Origin of the sequence: Novosphingobium sp. APW14 (genome assembly GCF_032337075.1) — a bacterium.
Taxonomy (GTDB): Bacteria; Pseudomonadota; Alphaproteobacteria; order Sphingomonadales; family Sphingomonadaceae; genus Novosphingobium.
The window spans coordinates 500255-514498 of record NZ_JAVYAB010000001.1 but is presented as its reverse complement, the minus strand read 5'-3'; the positions used below and the strand labels follow the sequence as shown (position 1 = coordinate 514498).

At 61.4% G+C, this 14244-nt stretch carries 13 protein-coding genes and 1 pseudogene; 7 read left to right on the top strand and 7 right to left on the bottom strand.

The annotated features are described in order from the left end of the window. The 3 genes and pseudogenes from RQP55_RS12055 to RQP55_RS02590 form a co-directional block, all read left to right on the top strand. Positions 1-89, top strand: a pseudogene (locus RQP55_RS12055) (integrase catalytic subunit); the annotation flags it as partial. 50 nt (positions 90-139) lie between these two features. After that, complete coding sequence (locus RQP55_RS02595) at positions 140-463, top strand: ABC transporter permease (protein ID WP_410000255.1); 324 nt, start codon at positions 140-142, stop codon at positions 461-463. Between the two features lie 253 nt (positions 464-716). Further along, positions 717-1562, top strand: a complete 846-nt coding sequence (locus RQP55_RS02590) for a crotonase/enoyl-CoA hydratase family protein (RefSeq protein ID WP_315608608.1) — start codon at positions 717-719, stop codon at positions 1560-1562. Here the strand turns inward: RQP55_RS02590 and RQP55_RS02585 are convergent. The 6 genes from RQP55_RS02585 to RQP55_RS02560 form a co-directional block, all read right to left on the bottom strand. Continuing rightward, entirely contained in the window at positions 1559-2257 is a 699-nt protein-coding gene (locus RQP55_RS02585) for a pirin family protein (protein WP_315608607.1), read from the bottom strand. The two genes, RQP55_RS02590 and RQP55_RS02585, sit on opposite strands and share 4 nt — an antisense overlap. Positions 2258-2325: 68 nt before the next feature. Further along, positions 2326-3441, bottom strand: coding sequence for a cell division protein ZapE (gene zapE, locus RQP55_RS02580; RefSeq protein WP_315608606.1), 1116 nt, complete (start codon positions 3439-3441; stop codon positions 2326-2328). Further along, positions 3438-3902, bottom strand: a complete 465-nt coding sequence (locus tag RQP55_RS02575; RefSeq protein ID WP_315608605.1) for a PaaI family thioesterase — start codon at positions 3900-3902, stop codon at positions 3438-3440. Before RQP55_RS02575 ends, zapE begins: the two co-directional genes overlap by 4 nt. Beyond that, positions 3903-4685 (bottom strand): succinate dehydrogenase iron-sulfur subunit, encoded by a 783-nt coding sequence (locus RQP55_RS02570; RefSeq protein WP_315608604.1) that lies wholly within the window; start codon positions 4683-4685, stop codon positions 3903-3905. Positions 4686-4774: 89 nt separating this feature from the next. Then, positions 4775-5338 (bottom strand): helix-turn-helix transcriptional regulator, encoded by a 564-nt coding sequence (locus RQP55_RS02565; protein WP_315608603.1) that lies wholly within the window; start codon positions 5336-5338, stop codon positions 4775-4777. 62 nt (positions 5339-5400) lie between these two features. Continuing rightward, positions 5401-6288, bottom strand: coding sequence for a haloalkane dehalogenase (locus RQP55_RS02560; RefSeq protein WP_315608602.1), 888 nt, complete (start codon positions 6286-6288; stop codon positions 5401-5403). A 145-nt stretch (positions 6289-6433) separates the two neighbouring features. On the opposite strand from RQP55_RS02560, the gene RQP55_RS02555 reads away from it, so the two are divergent. Further along, on the top strand, positions 6434-6991 hold the full coding sequence (locus tag RQP55_RS02555) for a class I SAM-dependent methyltransferase (RefSeq protein ID WP_315608601.1): 558 nt from the start codon (positions 6434-6436) through the stop codon (positions 6989-6991). 26 nt (positions 6992-7017) lie between these two features. On the opposite strand, the gene RQP55_RS02550 is transcribed toward RQP55_RS02555, so the two are convergent. Next, on the bottom strand, positions 7018-9657 hold the full coding sequence (locus RQP55_RS02550) for a ribonuclease E/G (protein WP_315608600.1): 2640 nt from the start codon (positions 9655-9657) through the stop codon (positions 7018-7020). Positions 9658-10220: 563 nt separating this feature from the next. Between RQP55_RS02550 and RQP55_RS02545 the strand changes: the two genes are divergently transcribed. The 3 genes from RQP55_RS02545 to RQP55_RS02535 are packed head-to-tail and all read left to right on the top strand — an operon-like array spanning position 10221 to position 14190. Beyond that, on the top strand, positions 10221-11042 hold the full coding sequence (locus RQP55_RS02545; RefSeq protein ID WP_410000252.1) for an N-acetylmuramoyl-L-alanine amidase: 822 nt from the start codon (positions 10221-10223) through the stop codon (positions 11040-11042). A gap of 51 nt (positions 11043-11093) precedes the next feature. Continuing rightward, a complete protein-coding gene (locus RQP55_RS02540; RefSeq protein WP_410000251.1) occupies positions 11094-13628 on the top strand; it encodes a penicillin-binding protein 1A in 2535 nt (844 codons plus the stop codon). 16 nt (positions 13629-13644) lie between these two features. After that, positions 13645-14190, top strand: coding sequence for a peroxiredoxin (locus tag RQP55_RS02535; RefSeq protein WP_315608598.1), 546 nt, complete (start codon positions 13645-13647; stop codon positions 14188-14190). The last annotated feature ends 54 nt before the right edge of the window (positions 14191-14244 follow it).

The following is a 14244-nucleotide window of genomic DNA, read 5'->3' as shown; positions in this document are numbered from 1 at the left end:
CAGAAACAGCGCCATCGCCATGGCTGCCCTCCGGTTCCGCTTCGCTCCACCTACGGCCAGCCATGGCGCAGGAGGCGATCATGCACTAACAAACCGAACGGACCACTCAGTGGGGGCCGGTCATGTAGGCGCAAGTCTGATGTTTAGCCTTGCTGTTACGGCGATCGGCTTAGCCATTTCAAGCGTTGCAGCGAGCCAGCAGCAGGCGTTCCTTGGCGGTTTTCTGGTGATCGTGCCCATGATCCTGCTTTCGGGCTATGCCAGCCCGATTGACGGAATGCCTGATTGGTTAAAGCCAGTCGCGGCGGTCGATCCGCTCAGTCATTTCCTCGCGGTGTGCCACGGCATTTTCTTAAAAGACATGCCGTTTGCTGTAGTCGTTGGGCACATATGGCCAATGTTCGTGGTGGCCAGTCTTGCACTGCTGGGGGCCAATGCACTGTTGAGAGGACGCGGGAATTGACGTGAATGAGGGCCCGAAGGTGCGGAAGAATAAAAGATTTCCTTTGCCAAGCGACTCCGCACTCGTTTAGATTAGTAAAAATATCAGGTAACGTGATTTTACCTGGTGTAACGGGCGGGTTCAAAGCGAGGGGTTTATGGATCGACTTGCAGCCGATCTTTCGGGTTCGCAAACCTCCGGTGCTCAGACCGTTGCGGCGGTTGTAGACCCTTCGAATAGGGCGGCCTCAGTTTTGCACCAGGCCCGGTTGCGCATGGCTATCCCTGATGAACTGTTCCGCCTTCACGAGCTTGACGTTCTTTATAGTGAAGGTGAGGAAGCCCTTTGGACCTACATGCGTCCTGCCGAGCGACCCAGCTTCACCCCGCCAATGCTGCGGGATTTTGACCTCTGGCAGCGTCTGATATCTGCCCATTTCGGTCCCGAACGCGTGCCGCTCAAATACCTTGTACTTGGCAGCCGGGCTCCCGGGGTGTTCTGCTTCGGAGGCGATCTGGAACTGTTTGCCAGCCTGATCCGCGAAGGCAATCGCGATGGCTTGGTGGCCTATGGCTATCGGTGTGTCGAAATTCTTCACCGCAACATGCAATCGCTGGACCTGCCGATCCTGACCATTGGGATGGTGCAAGGCCAGGCCTTGGGCGGCGGCTTCGAAGCCTTGCTCTCGTTTGACTATATCATTGCCGAGCGTGGGGCCTCGTTCGGGTTGCCAGAAGTGATGTTCGGGCTGTTCCCCGGCATGGGTGCCCACGCAATCCTCTCACGCCGCTTGGGCCAAGCCATCGCCGACCGGATCATCATGGGCAACGCGGTCTATTCGGCCGAAGCCATGTTTGAGATGGGGATCGTCCAACAACTGGCCGAGCCTGGGGAGGGTGAGGCTGCTGTGCGCGATTTCATGGCCAAATCCAGTCGCCGCCACGCAGGTTTGGTTGGCGCCCGCCGTGCCAGTCGCCGGGTCAATCCGGTGTCACTGGCAGAACTGCGGGATGTCGTTGACCACTGGGCTGATGCTGCGCTTCAACTCCGCGAGCAAGATCTCAAGCTGATGCAGCGGCTGGCGGGAGCCCAATCCCGCTTGCCGCGCGCTGCTGCTTAACGCGAATCCACCAGGACGACCTCGCAGTCGCTCACCGCTTCGACGGTAATGCTGCTTTCGCCCGTGATCGCCACCCCATCTCGCGGCTGCGCTTCGATCCCGTTGACTCGGATCGATCCGGTTGGGGCGACCAAGTAGACATGGCGCTGCGCCTCGGTTGACCAGGAGGCGATTTCGCCCGCGGATAGGGTTGCCGCCGCAACCTTTGCATCGGCGCGGATGGGCAGAGCCTGGTCGGCTTCGGGCGTCCCGCTGGCAACGATTTCCCAGCGCCCGGCGCGCTCGCCGCGCGGAAATTCCCGCTGCCCCCAGCCAGGGGCTTCGCCTGCGCGGTCGGGCATGATCCAGATCTGGAACAGCGTGGTTGCTTCGTCCTCCAGGTTGTATTCGGCGTGGACGATCCCGGTCCCTGCGCTCATCACCTGAACATCGCCGGCACCGGTACGTCCCTTGTTGCCCAGGCTGTCTTGGTGCGTGATCGCTCCGGTGCGAACAAAGGTGACGATTTCCATGTCATTGTGTGGGTGGGGCGGAAAGCCACTACGCGGCGTGATCGTATCGTCATTCCACACACGGATGGCGCCCCAGCTCATCCTGGCCGGCTCGTGGTAGGACGCGAAGCTGAAATGGTGACGGGCATCAAGCCAGCCATGGTTTGCATGACCAAGGCTGGCAAAGGGGCGTATTTCGATCATCTGCGCTATCCACCTCGGCGGGGAGTTGCCGCCGGAACTCTGGCTAAATGGGGCGGGCTAAGGCTAATTCAACCCTGTTCGCCGTGGCCCAGCGCGAGGTAGTCGGCGCTCTGCATCTCCATCAGCCGGCTGACAGTGCGTTCGAATTCAAACCGTCCGTCGCCCGCAGCGTAGAGTTCGTCCGGCAAGGCGTCAGCCGTGGCCAGCAACTTGACCTTTTGCTCATAGAGCGCATCGATCAAGGTCACGAAGCGCGCCGCCTCATTGCGGTTTTCCGGTCCCATGCGCGGAATGCCGACCACGATCACAGTGTGATAGGTTTGGGCTATGGCGAGGTAATCAGGCGCGCCACGTGCTTCGGCGCAGAGGCGCTTGAAGCTGAATACGGCCACGCCCTTCAGGGTTTTTGGCACGTGCAGCTTGCGGCCGCCGCCGACATCGAGTTCGGCTGATGGAACATGCTCGGCATCTTCTGGTGGATAGTCCGTCAGGCGGAAGAAGGCTTCGCGGACCTGCGCCGTGGCTTTGTCGCCCAACGGAATGTGCCAGGTCGCCATGCCACCCAACCGCTCAAGGCGGTAATCAATCGGGCCATTCAGCGCCATGACGTCAAGCTCGCGCTCGATCAGGGCAATGAAGGGCAGGAAATGCTCTCGGTTCAGCCCATCCTTGTAAAGCTGGGTCGGTGCGCGGTTGGATGTGGTGACGATCACCAGCCCGTGCTGCGTAATCAAGGCTGTGAACAGGCGGCTCATGATCATCGCGTCCGCGGAATTGTTCACGACCATTTCGTCGAAGGCGAGGACGCGCAGGCCCTTGGCAATGGCCGCGGCAACCGGGGGGATTGGATCACCCGTTTCGCTCTTCCGCGCATCGCGCAACCGGGCATGGACTTCCTGCATGAAGGCATGGAAGTGCACCCGTCGCTTGTCAGGGATCGCAAGGCTGTCGTGGAACAGGTCCATAAGCATCGACTTGCCACGTCCGACCCCGCCCCACAGGTAGAGGCCGCGCGGCGGGGGCGCTTTTCTGCCGAACAGCTTGCCCATCAGCCCGCCGGTTTGCGGGTGTTCAAGCGCCTTCTGCAGATCTGCAAGGTGGATCGCGGCCTCCCGCTGCTCCGGGTCGAGCCTAAGCTCCCCCGTTGCAACCAGCTGCTCATAGCGCGAGAGCAGGGCGGTCATTGACCCGATGGCTTGCGGACAATGCCCGAAAAGCTGGCGACGAGATGCTCATCGCCTTCACACTGAACCACGGTGCCGCGCATGAAGACCAGGCGTTTGGTTTCGCGCATCACTTCGACAACGGCGTCGAGCGGCTTGTCGAGGGCTCCGGCGCCGATGAACTGGCTGGATAGCTCGAGGGTCACGGATCCCCCCGCGTTTCCATCCAGCAGCGTCCGCATCGCGGCGAATAGCGCGATGTCCACCAGGGCAAGGGTAACCGCGCCGTGGACCATATCGAGCAGGTTGGAATGCTTGCGCTCGGGAAACATGCGAACCCGGCAAGTCCGCGCACTTTCGGCGCGGACCAGCATGCGTCCCATTGTCTGGGCATTGAAACGGGTGTCGTCCGCCAGTTCCCAGCGATGCCAGCCGGGATTTTCGGGATCGGGTTCGTAGATGAAGCCGCGTTGATCGACCACTTAGACGTGGCGCTCTGCTTGCATCTTCTTGATCTCGGCGATCGCGCGCGCCGGTGAAAGCCCCTTCGGGCAGACATTGGCGCAGTTCATGATCGTGTGGCAGCGATAGAGCCGGAAGGGGTCTTCCAGTTCATCAAGCCGTTCGCCGGTCATTTCATCACGGCTGTCGGCCAGCCAGCGATAGGCTTGCAGCAGGATAGCCGGACCAAGGAATTTGTCGCTGTTCCACCAATAGCTGGGGCATGAGGTGCTGCAGCAGGCGCAAAGGATGCACTCGTAAAGCCCATCGAGCTTTTCACGCTGCTCTGGCGACTGGAGGCGCTCCTTGCCGGAAGGCGTGGTGCTGACAGTCTGCAGCCAGGGACGGATCGAGGCGTACTGGGCATAGAAGTGCGTGAAATCAGGAACCAGGTCCTTGATCACTTCCATGTGCGGCAGCGGAGTGATGCGGATGTCACCCTTCAGGTCTTCAATCGCCGTGGTGCAGGCCAGGCCGTTGCGACCGTTCATGTTCATCGCGCAGGATCCGCAGATCCCTTCGCGGCAAGAGCGGCGGAAGGTCAGCGAAGGATCCTGTTCGGACTTCATTTTGATCAGTGCATCAAGCACCATCGGTCCGCAGTTATCCAGATCAATCTCGAACGTGTCGTAACGCGGGTTTTCACCGCTGTCGGGATCGTAACGGTAAACGGTAAATTGCTTAACGCGGGCCGCGCCATCAGCCTTGTGATGCTGAGCCTTGCCCGTGATCTTGCTGTTTGCAGGAAGCGTGAAAGTGGCCATGTCGATCCCTGTCGCTGCGCGATCCCTAAATCGCTTTGGCTTCCCTCTAGCGATTCATCGCAAAGGAGCAAGCACCAGTGTGCAGCAAATCAGTTAACGGCGGCAAAGCCAACGAACTCAGTAATGGTTGCAGCGGCGGCCACGCCGATGACGGCAAGCGATCCAACAAGGATAGCGCGGATTGCAGAAGCTAGAAACTCCTCCCGGGCGAGCCAGGCTAACCCGACCGGGAGGAGCGATTGGGAAGGTTGCGACCCTGCTCCGACAGTGCCGTTCTGCAATGGGGCAGCAGCATTACCGGATGGACCCTCCACAAACCCGCTGTGACCTGAAGCAGCGGAATATAGAACCTGAATTTTTTCCCATGTTGGCGGGAAAGTGGCGGCAATCGTTTGCTCCCGGGCAAATTCCTGGCGGTAAAGCCGCGCCATTTCCCCGCGGGGGATCCCCCCCAAACGCGACCGGATAAGTTCGATGCGTTGATTTACAGCCGATTCGGAAATTCCAAGTAAACCCGCAATTTCCTTGCTCGTCCGGTTGTCGGCAACCAATGCCATGACTTCGCGCTGCTTGGCCGTCAGTTGCGGCAGCAGTACGAAATCAGGCATGGGCCGAGTCTGACCTTCCATCGCGCCGGAGAATAGCATCCGCATTGCGGCGAGCAATCACGACAATGGATTGCAAGACGAAAAATCCACTAAAACTTAAGAGTTTATCAGATTGTTGCGCTCGCAGCTTCGATGATTGCCGCGGCGAAGCCAGCGGGATCATCTTCCTGGATGAAGTGCCCGCCGCTCAATGTGCAATGCGGCATGCCGCGTGTTCCCGGTACCCGCTCAAGCCACAAGGCATCGCCGCCACGCGTGATCGGATCTTTGTCCGAGAAGCAGCACAGGAACGGCTTTTCCCACTGCCGGAACACTTGCCAGGCGCGCAGCTGATCCGGCACTGCCACATTGCCTTTGAACGGCACCAAAGGCGGATAGGCGCGGGCCGCAGCCTTGCTTTCGCGGGTCGGGAAGGGGGCGTCATAGGCTGCAACCTCCGCCTCGGACAGCGGGCGCTTCGTCCCACGTTTGACGATCCTCCCAATTGGAAAGAGCGGACTGTACTTCGCAAAGGCGCGCCAGATCGCAAAAGCGCGGGGCGGTTCCTGGCCATCGGGCAGGCCGCCATTGGATAGAGCAACGGCAGCAAAGCGGTCCGGCATATCCGCAACCACCCGCAGGCCGATCAGGGAGCCCCAGTCCTGGCAGCCCAGAGTGATGTCTTTCAGATCCAGGGCCTCAACCCATTCGCCGATCCACGCCACCTGGCCTGCATAGGAATAGCTCCCGCGCCCCAGCGGCTTGTCAGACCGGCCAAAGCCGATCAGATCCGGTGCGATCACCCGGTACCCCTTTGCGGTCAGCAATGGGATCATATGCCGCCACAGGTAACACCAGGTCGGTTCACCATGAAGCAGCAGGACCGGGCGGCCATCACGTGGCCCCTCATCGATGTAATGTAGCCGAAGCCCAGACTTCAGCGTGTGGTACTGCGGCGCATAGGGAAAATCTGGCAAGTCCTCGAAACGGGCATCTGGCGTGCTATAGACTTGCATTGTTACTTTTCCCCTCGACAGTTTCTGCCATCATGGCGGTGCAATTCCGGCATGGAAAGAGGGGGCGGCAATGGGAGTGCGCAATTGGTATGAGGAACACGTAGTACCACGTTTGATCCGGTGTGCCTGCTCTGGCCCGGCGATCATGAAGTTACGCGAAAAGGTCGTGCCGCTTGCAGGTGGAGCGGTTTTCGAACTGGGTTGTGGCGGAGGATTGAACCAGCACTTCTACGATGTCGGCCGAATCGATTCCTATGCCGGGATTGACCCTTCGGCCCAAGGGCTGGCGTTCGCGCGTGCCGCTGCGGAACGCAAAGGCTGGGCGCACGATATTCGCGCCGGGACGGGAGAGGCGATCCCCTTTGCCGATGAAAGCTTCGATTCGGTGGTCTGCACCTTTACGCTCTGCTCGGTTCAGGACCCGGTGCGGGTGCTGCACGAAATGCGCCGGGTGTTGAAGCCTGGCGGGCAACTTCTGTTTGCCGAACATGGAGCCGCGCCAGACGCCGGCGTTGCGCAATGGCAATCCCGGATTGAGCCGGTCTGGAAGCGGATTGCAGGGGGGTGCCATCTGACACGGCCGGTGGGTGCGGCCATCGGCTCAAGCGGGTTCACGCTAAAGCCGCTGGGTGCCCAATATGCCCCAAAGGTGCCGCGTTTCGCAGGTTGGATGGAATGGGGCGTAGGGATTAAGGCCGGGTAGCTGCCGCCACCCGGCCTTTAAGACCCTTAGTTGCCGAAGGTTCGCTGCCACCAGCCGCGGCGCGGGGTGCCATCATCATCTTCGCCTTGCTGCACAGCAGCGCTGGGCTCAGCTTCGGAGGCCACGGCCTTCTTGCGGGTGCGCTTGGGCTTGGCTGGCGCTTCCTCGGCCGGAGCTTCCGGTGCGGCAGCGGCGGCTTCGGCTTCGACCGGAGCTTCGTCTGCCTTCTTCTTTCGGGTGCGCTTTGGCTTGGCGGCCGGTTCTTCGGCAGCAACCTCAACAGCGGCGACCGGCTCAGCCGGGATTTCGGCGGCCGGCTCTGCGGCGGCTGCCTTTTTGCGGGTCCGCTTGGGCTTGGCAGGGGCTGCTTCGGCCGGTTCAGCCTCGATGATTACGGGCTCGGCCGCTGGCTCAGCAGGCGCTTCGCCGGCTTCGTCAGCGGTGGCCTCGCCGTTTTCCTCGCGGTTGCCATTGCGGCCGCGACCACCCCGGCGGCGGCGACGGCGGCGCTTGCGCTGCTCATCGGTTTCGCCGGCAGGGCCGTCTTCGCGGTCCTGGTCATCGCCTTCGGCGGCTTCTTCGCCTTCGTCGGACTCGCCGTTCTCAGCGCTATCACCTTCTTCGCGATCACGGCCACCCCGGCGGCGACGACGACGACGGCGCTTGCCGCGGCCTTCGCCGTCCTCACGGCGGCCACCGCGTTCGCGGCCTTCGTCTTCATCGCGATCTTCGTCTTCGTCCTCGTCATCGATGCCGGCGATGTCGTCATCGTCCTCAAGCGCGATCGGTTCGAACTTGGGCACGAATTCAGGGCGCGGACCAGACGAGGCAACGCGCATCTTCGCGCCTTCGTTCTCACCTTCCGGCAGTACCTCAACCCGCGCGCCATAACGCTCTTCGATCTCGGCAAGATCGGCGCGCTTGGCATTGAGTAGGTAAACCGCCGCTTCGGTGCTGGCGAAGAGCGAGATGATCGAACCCTTGCCCTTGGCCGCTTCGTCTTCGATCAGGCGCAAGGCAGAGAGGCCTGCGCTTGAGGCGGTACGAACGAGGCCGGTGCCGTCACAATGCGGGCATTCACGGGTGGTGGCTTCGAGAACGCCAGTGCGCAGGCGCTGGCGGCTCATTTCCATCAGGCCGAAGCTGGAGATGCGGCCCACCTGGATCCGGGCGCGATCGTTCTTAAGCGCGTCCTTCATGGCCTTCTCGACCTTGCGGACGTTTGAGCCATATTCCATGTCGATGAAGTCGATCACAACCAGCCCTGCCATGTCGCGCAGGCGCAGCTGGCGGGCGATTTCACGCGCGGCTTCAAGGTTCGTGTTGAGCGCCGTCGCCTCGATCCCGTGCTCCTTGGTGGAGCGGCCCGAGTTGATGTCGATCGAGACCAGTGCTTCGGTCGGGTTGATGACGATGTAGCCGCCGCTCTTCAGCTGGACGACGGGATCGTACATCGCGGTCAGCTGGTCTTCGGCGCCATAGCGCTGGAACAGCGGTACCGGGTCGGCATACTGCTTCACCCGCTTCGCGTGGCTCGGCATCAGCATCTTCATGAAGTCACGGGCCAGGCGATAGCCATGTTCGCCTTCGACCACGACTTCTTCGATTTCGCGATTATAGATGTCGCGGATCGCACGCTTGATCAGGTCGCTGTCCGAATGGATCAGCGCCGGGGCCGTGCTCTTCAGAGTGGTTTCGCGAATATCGTCCCACAGGCGGGCAAGGTAATCGAAGTCACGCTTGATTTCGGTCTTGGTGCGCTGCAGGCCCGCGGTCCGGACGATGCAGCCCATGGCCTTGGGCAGATCCATTTCCGCAATGATCGACTTCAGGCGCTTGCGGTCAGCGGCCGAGCTGATCTTGCGGCTAATGCCGCCGCCGTGGCTCGAATTCGGCATGAGGACGCAATAACGGCCGGCGAGGCTGAGATAGGTGGTGAGGGCTGCGCCCTTGTTGCCGCGTTCTTCCTTCACAACCTGGACCAGCAGCACCTGGCGGCGCTGGATCACGTCCTGAATCTTGTAGCGACGGCGCAGCGCCATGCGCTTGGCGCGGATTTCGTCAGCTTCCTTGGCCTTGCCGCGACCCTGGCCCTGACGGCGACGACCGCGACCGCGGCGACGGTCTTCGCTGCCTTCGGCTTCGGCGGCTTCTTCACCTTCGTGATCGAAGGCGTTGTCGATCTGACCGTCCTCGATCGTGGCGACTTCGTCCTTCTCGTCGGTGTCGACTTCGGTCACCCCGTGGTCGTCATCACCGTGGAATGATTGATGAGAGGTTCCGGCAAGATCGTCCGCCAGAGTCTCGCCCAGTTCGTCATCGCCAACGAAGTCTTCCTCGCCCTCGGCAATGGCGCGCAGCGCGGCCTCTTCCTCAGCATGGGCGGCTTCTTCCGCCAGCAGGGCCTCGCGGTCCTCCTTGGGGATCTGATAATAATCCGGATGGATTTCGCTGAAGGCCAGGAAGCCGTGGCGGTTGCCACCGAAATCGACGAACGCCGCCTGCAGCGACGGTTCGACCCTGGTTACCTTGGCGAGATAGATGTTGCCCTTGATCTGCTTGTGTTCGGCAGATTCAAAGTCGAATTCCTCAATCCGGTTGCCCTTGAGCACCGCCACCCGGGTTTCTTCCTGGTGGCGCGCATCGATTAGCATGCGCATTGTCATTTATAACTCTCCGTGCGCGCCGGGCCTGGTCCGCCCGATAAGGGCCCGAACCGGCATGATCGGCGCGTTCTTGTACGAAACAACTGTTCACACGGGAGCGGATCCCGGCAAAGCGAACAGCAGTATGGGAATAGCCAGGGGCAATAATCCGCCCGGCGGCGTGTTGTGTGTCTGCGGTAACAAGATGGCGCAGTGACATTTCATGCGCCGGTTGTTGCACCGCAACGGCCACAGCCCGGGAGGGCAGGGTTTCGGCAGGCAACGAACCACTTCTCATTTCGGCATCAACCTGTGCATCCGGGCTTGGCCCGGGATTCATGGCAAGAACTGCCCGCGATTGGTTAACAAGCAGTGCCTGGTAGCATTACGAGTGAACCGCGCAGGGTCTCGCGCCGCATTCGCCTAGCACCAAGGATGGCTGGCGGCAAGGGCGGTGGCAGCAACCGTGATTGAGCAACTGGCCCATTGCCCTTGAACTTTACCTTAGTTAGCTAGGCCCCATTATGCGGCGGGGCGCAGTGATCTTTGGCCTATTTATCGGTCCTTTAGCGGTTTTCTCTGCAATGGTGGCGGCTGATCGCACCTTTGGTGCTCCTGGCCGAGGCTGGGGCTATGTCGTCCAGCTCAACTTGCCTGGCGAAGATGCGCGTGCGGGGTTGCCCGTTGTTTTGGGGCCAGAAGATGCCAGCCGCCCATTGGTCGTTATCGATGCCGGGCACGGCGGCAAGGATCCCGGGGCCGGGATCGGCCAGCTTCGAGAGAAGGACCTGGTCCTGCGCCTTGCCCTGGCGCTTCGTGATGAACTGCTGCGTCAAGGCGGGGTTCGTGTGGCCCTGACGCGGGATGATGATCGTTACATTCTTTTGCCGGTCCGCCCCGACATTGCGCGGCGGCTGCAGGCAGATCTGTTCATCTCGATCCACGCTGACAGTACGGAGGTTGGCACCATCGCTCGGGGAGCTACGGTCTATGTCCTTTCCGACCGGGGCAGCAACGAGGCGGCAGAGCGGATAGCAAAGCGCGAAAACGCCGCGGACGAAATCAATGGCATCCGCATCGCCGAGCAAAGTGACAATGTCGGGGCGATCCTGGTTGATCTGTCCCAGCGCGAAATGCAGGCCAAGTCAGAGGCGTTTGGTAGCCTGATCCTGCGCGAGGGGCGGGGGCGGCTGCCATTCCGCGAAGGCACCGTGCAATCGGCCGCCTTTGCCGTGCTCAAGGCGCCGGATGTCCCGTCGGTCCTGTTTGAAAGTGGCTACATCAACAACCCGGACGATGCCGCCCGGATCGCCTCGCCAGAAGGCCGTCGCGCCTTTGCCGAGGCAGTGGCCAGCGCCATTCGCGTTCATTTTGCTCGCGAAAGTGGGCAGGCGACGGCCCTGTAACAGCTTGCCGCTGGCCTATCGCCGCTCCGCCATGCTAGGGGCCAACGCAAGATGAGCGAGCAAACCGAATCCATTCACCTGCGCATTCGGCGCGAAGCCGGAGGACTGCTCACCCGGCTCAAGGAGCATCAGGCCGGCCAGTGGTTCATGGCCAATTGGCAGTCCAGCCGGCGCTTCCGCCAGGTTGGCTACGGGCTTGCCGCGCTGGTGGTGCTTTATATGCTGCTGTGGGTTAGCGTTCTGCGGTCGCTACCGTCGGCAGACCGCTTGCTCAGCTATCAGCCACCGCTGCCGACCATGGTCCGCGGGGTGAACGGTGAAATCGTTTACAGCTATGCGCGTGAGCGGCGGGTTCAGCTACGCTTCGTCGATCTGCCCAAGCCGCTGATTAACGCCTACCTGTCTGCGGAAGACAAGACATTCTGGAGCCATGGCGGCGTGGACATTACCGGTACGCTTGGTGCCGTGATCGATTATGCCAACCCGCTGCGCACCCGCCGGGCGGTGGGTGGTTCCACCATCACGCAGCAGGTCGCCAAGAACATCCTGATTGGGGATGAGTACTCGATTACCCGCAAGTTTAAGGAAATGATCCTGGCGCGCCGGATCGAGGGCGTGCTCGAAAAGGAGCAGATCCTCGAGCTTTATCTCAACGAAATTCCGCTCGGCCGGCAGTCTTTCGGTGTCCAGGCTGCGGCGCGGGCCTATTTCGGCAAGGACGTCGGTGATCTCAAGCTGCACGAGGCTGCCTTCCTCGCGATCCTGCCCAAGGCACCGGAACGCTATGGGCGCGAGAAGTACCAGCAAATGGCGATCAACCGGCGCAATTATGTCCTCGATCAAATGGTCAGCAATGGCTGGGCGACCCCCGCACAGGCGGCAGAGGCCAAGGCCCAACCGCTTGGCCTGATCGCACGGCGGTCGGAAAGTTTCGATCCGTCGGTCGGTTACTTCGTCGAGGACGTCCGCCGCGAACTGATCGACAAGTATGGCGAACAGTCCAAGGATGGCCCAAACAGCATTTATGGCGGCGGCCTCTGGGTCCGGACCTCGCTTGACCCGCAACTCCAGAAGGCAGCGCAGGACGCGCTGCGCACCGGTTTGCTTCGTTATCAGGCCGGGCGGGGCTGGGGCGGCCCGATCGCCAAGATCAAGGTCGATCCGGATGGCTGGCAGACCGAGCTGATCGCCGCCGGCAAGTCGGTAACCTTCCAGAACTGGCGGGTTGGGGTAGTGCTGTCACGCTCGGGCAATCAGGCGACGATTGGCTTTACCGATGGCAGCAAGGCCCCCCTGGTTGCCTTGCCGGATTCGCTGCGTGCGGGCGACGTGATCGCAGCAGCGCCGAACGGCAATGCCTGGGCGGTCAAGAATGTTCCCGCAGTCTCGGGCGGCTTCGTGGCGATTGATCCCAATTCGGGCCGTGTCCTGGCGGTGCAGGGCGGATTTGATGCCGGGTTGGGTAGTTTCAACCGCGCCACCCAGGCGCAGCGCCAGCCTGGTTCGACGATCAAGCCGTTTGTCTACGCCACCGGCCTCGACAACGGCATGACCCCGGCAACTGAAGTGCTGGATGGCCAGTTCTGCGTCTATCAAGGTGCGCAGTTGGGGCAGAAGTGCTTCCGCAACTTTGACATGCGCGGAGCCGGCGGCACGCACACCATGCGCTGGGGGCTGGAGCAATCCCGCAACCTGATGACCGTGCGCATCGCCAACGACGCCGGGATGGACAACGTGTCGCGCCAGATCGACCGGGTAGGGATCGGGAAGTATCCTCCTTACCTGTCGTTTGCATTGGGTGCGGGGGAAACGACGGTCCTCAAGATGGCCAATGCCTATGCCGCGCTGGCCAACAATGGCGTGCAATACACGCCAACGCTGATCGACTTTGTGCAGGATCGCAACGGCAAGGTTATCTGGCGGTCAGACACGCGGCGCTGCGAAAAGTGCCGCATGGCAGAGTGGGATGGCAAGCCGATGCCGCGTCTGGCCAAGCGCGGAAAGCAAGTGATGGATCCGCGCACCGCCTTCCAGGTGATCCACATGCTTGAAGGCGTTGTGACCCGCGGCACGGCCACCGTGCTGCGCGATCTCAACCTCTCGCTGTTCGGCAAGACCGGGACTACGACCGGGCCGACAAACGTCTGGTTCGCGGGTGGCTCGCAGGATATCGTCGGTGCGGTCTACCTTGGCTATGACCAGCCGCGCTCCCTGGGCGGCTATGCCCAGGGCGGTTCGATTGCGGCCCCGATGTTCAAGCAGTTTATCCAGGAAAGCCGCAGCCGCTGGTTTGATCGCCCGTTTGTCGCTCCCGCAAACATCCACTGGGTTAAGATTGATCGCGTCAGCGGTAGCAAAGTCTTTGCTGGAAGCCCCACCGACGATCCCAAGTCATCAATCATCTGGGAAGCGTTCAAGGCTGATAGCGAGGTCCAGCGGACCACCCGTCAGGATGACCTGGCCAAACAGCGCGATGCGTTGATTGCCCAGATCCGACGTGGTTCGCAGGCGCGGTTGACCGAGACTGAAAGCAGTGAACCAGCTGCCCCGCAAATCACCGCCGACAGCGCGGTGACCATTCAATAAAACAGGAGCCGCAGCCATGACCTTTCGTCCGATGTTCGCCGCCGCCGTTGCCGTTTCGCTGGCTACCCCGGCTGCCGCCAATCTGCGCGTCGGCGCCAATGCTCCGGTCTTTGCAACCCAGGGTGCCAAGGGCGGCAAGCCCTTTGCAATCAACCTGCGCGCCGCACTGAGCAAGGGGCCGCTGGTACTCTATTTCTATCCCAAGGCCTTCACCAAGGGCTGCACGCTTGAAGCCAAGGCATTTGCTGACGCCACGCCCGATTTTGCGGCTGCCGGGGCAACGGTGGTGGGGCTGTCGGCGGACGATCTGCCCACCTTGCAGAAGTTTTCGACCGAGGCCTGCCGCGATCAGTTTGCCGTGGCGATTGCTACGCCTGAAATCATCAAGGCCTACAAGGTCAATCTTCGCATTGCTGGCGTTTCGACCGGCCTGACCACCCGCACCAGCTATGTGATTGGCCAGGATGGCAAGGTTCGCTTCGTCCATTCGCAAATGGACTATAAGGATCACGTCCGCCTGACACTTGAAGCGGTGCAAAAGCTGCGCGCCGAGAAGCGTTAAGTCGCCGCGCCTTTACAATCATGAGCCGTTCGCTAAGCGGGCGGCCAACCGGGC

What these genes read in the sequence shown, in the direction of transcription:
- RQP55_RS02595 (WP_410000255.1), top strand. Translation starts at nt 140, where the DNA reads ATGTTTAGCCTTGCTGTTACGGCGATCGGCTTAGCCATTTCAAGCGTT.
- RQP55_RS02590 (WP_315608608.1), top strand. Translation starts at nt 717, where the DNA reads ATGGCTATCCCTGATGAACTGTTCCGCCTTCACGAGCTTGACGTTCTT.
- RQP55_RS02585 (WP_315608607.1), bottom strand. Translation starts at nt 2,257, where the DNA reads ATGATCGAAATACGCCCCTTTGCCAGCCTTGGTCATGCAAACCATGGC.
- zapE (WP_315608606.1), bottom strand. Translation starts at nt 3,441, where the DNA reads ATGACCGCCCTGCTCTCGCGCTATGAGCAGCTGGTTGCAACGGGGGAG.
- RQP55_RS02570 (WP_315608604.1), bottom strand. Translation starts at nt 4,685, where the DNA reads ATGGCCACTTTCACGCTTCCTGCAAACAGCAAGATCACGGGCAAGGCT.
- RQP55_RS02565 (WP_315608603.1), bottom strand. Translation starts at nt 5,338, where the DNA reads ATGCGGATGCTATTCTCCGGCGCGATGGAAGGTCAGACTCGGCCCATG.
- RQP55_RS02560 (WP_315608602.1), bottom strand. Translation starts at nt 6,288, where the DNA reads ATGCAAGTCTATAGCACGCCAGATGCCCGTTTCGAGGACTTGCCAGAT.
- RQP55_RS02555 (WP_315608601.1), top strand. Translation starts at nt 6,434, where the DNA reads ATGAAGTTACGCGAAAAGGTCGTGCCGCTTGCAGGTGGAGCGGTTTTC.
- RQP55_RS02550 (WP_315608600.1), bottom strand. Translation starts at nt 9,657, where the DNA reads ATGACAATGCGCATGCTAATCGATGCGCGCCACCAGGAAGAAACCCGG.
- RQP55_RS02545 (WP_410000252.1), top strand. Translation starts at nt 10,221, where the DNA reads ATGGTGGCGGCTGATCGCACCTTTGGTGCTCCTGGCCGAGGCTGGGGC.
- RQP55_RS02540 (WP_410000251.1), top strand. Translation starts at nt 11,094, where the DNA reads ATGAGCGAGCAAACCGAATCCATTCACCTGCGCATTCGGCGCGAAGCC.
- RQP55_RS02535 (WP_315608598.1), top strand. Translation starts at nt 13,645, where the DNA reads ATGACCTTTCGTCCGATGTTCGCCGCCGCCGTTGCCGTTTCGCTGGCT.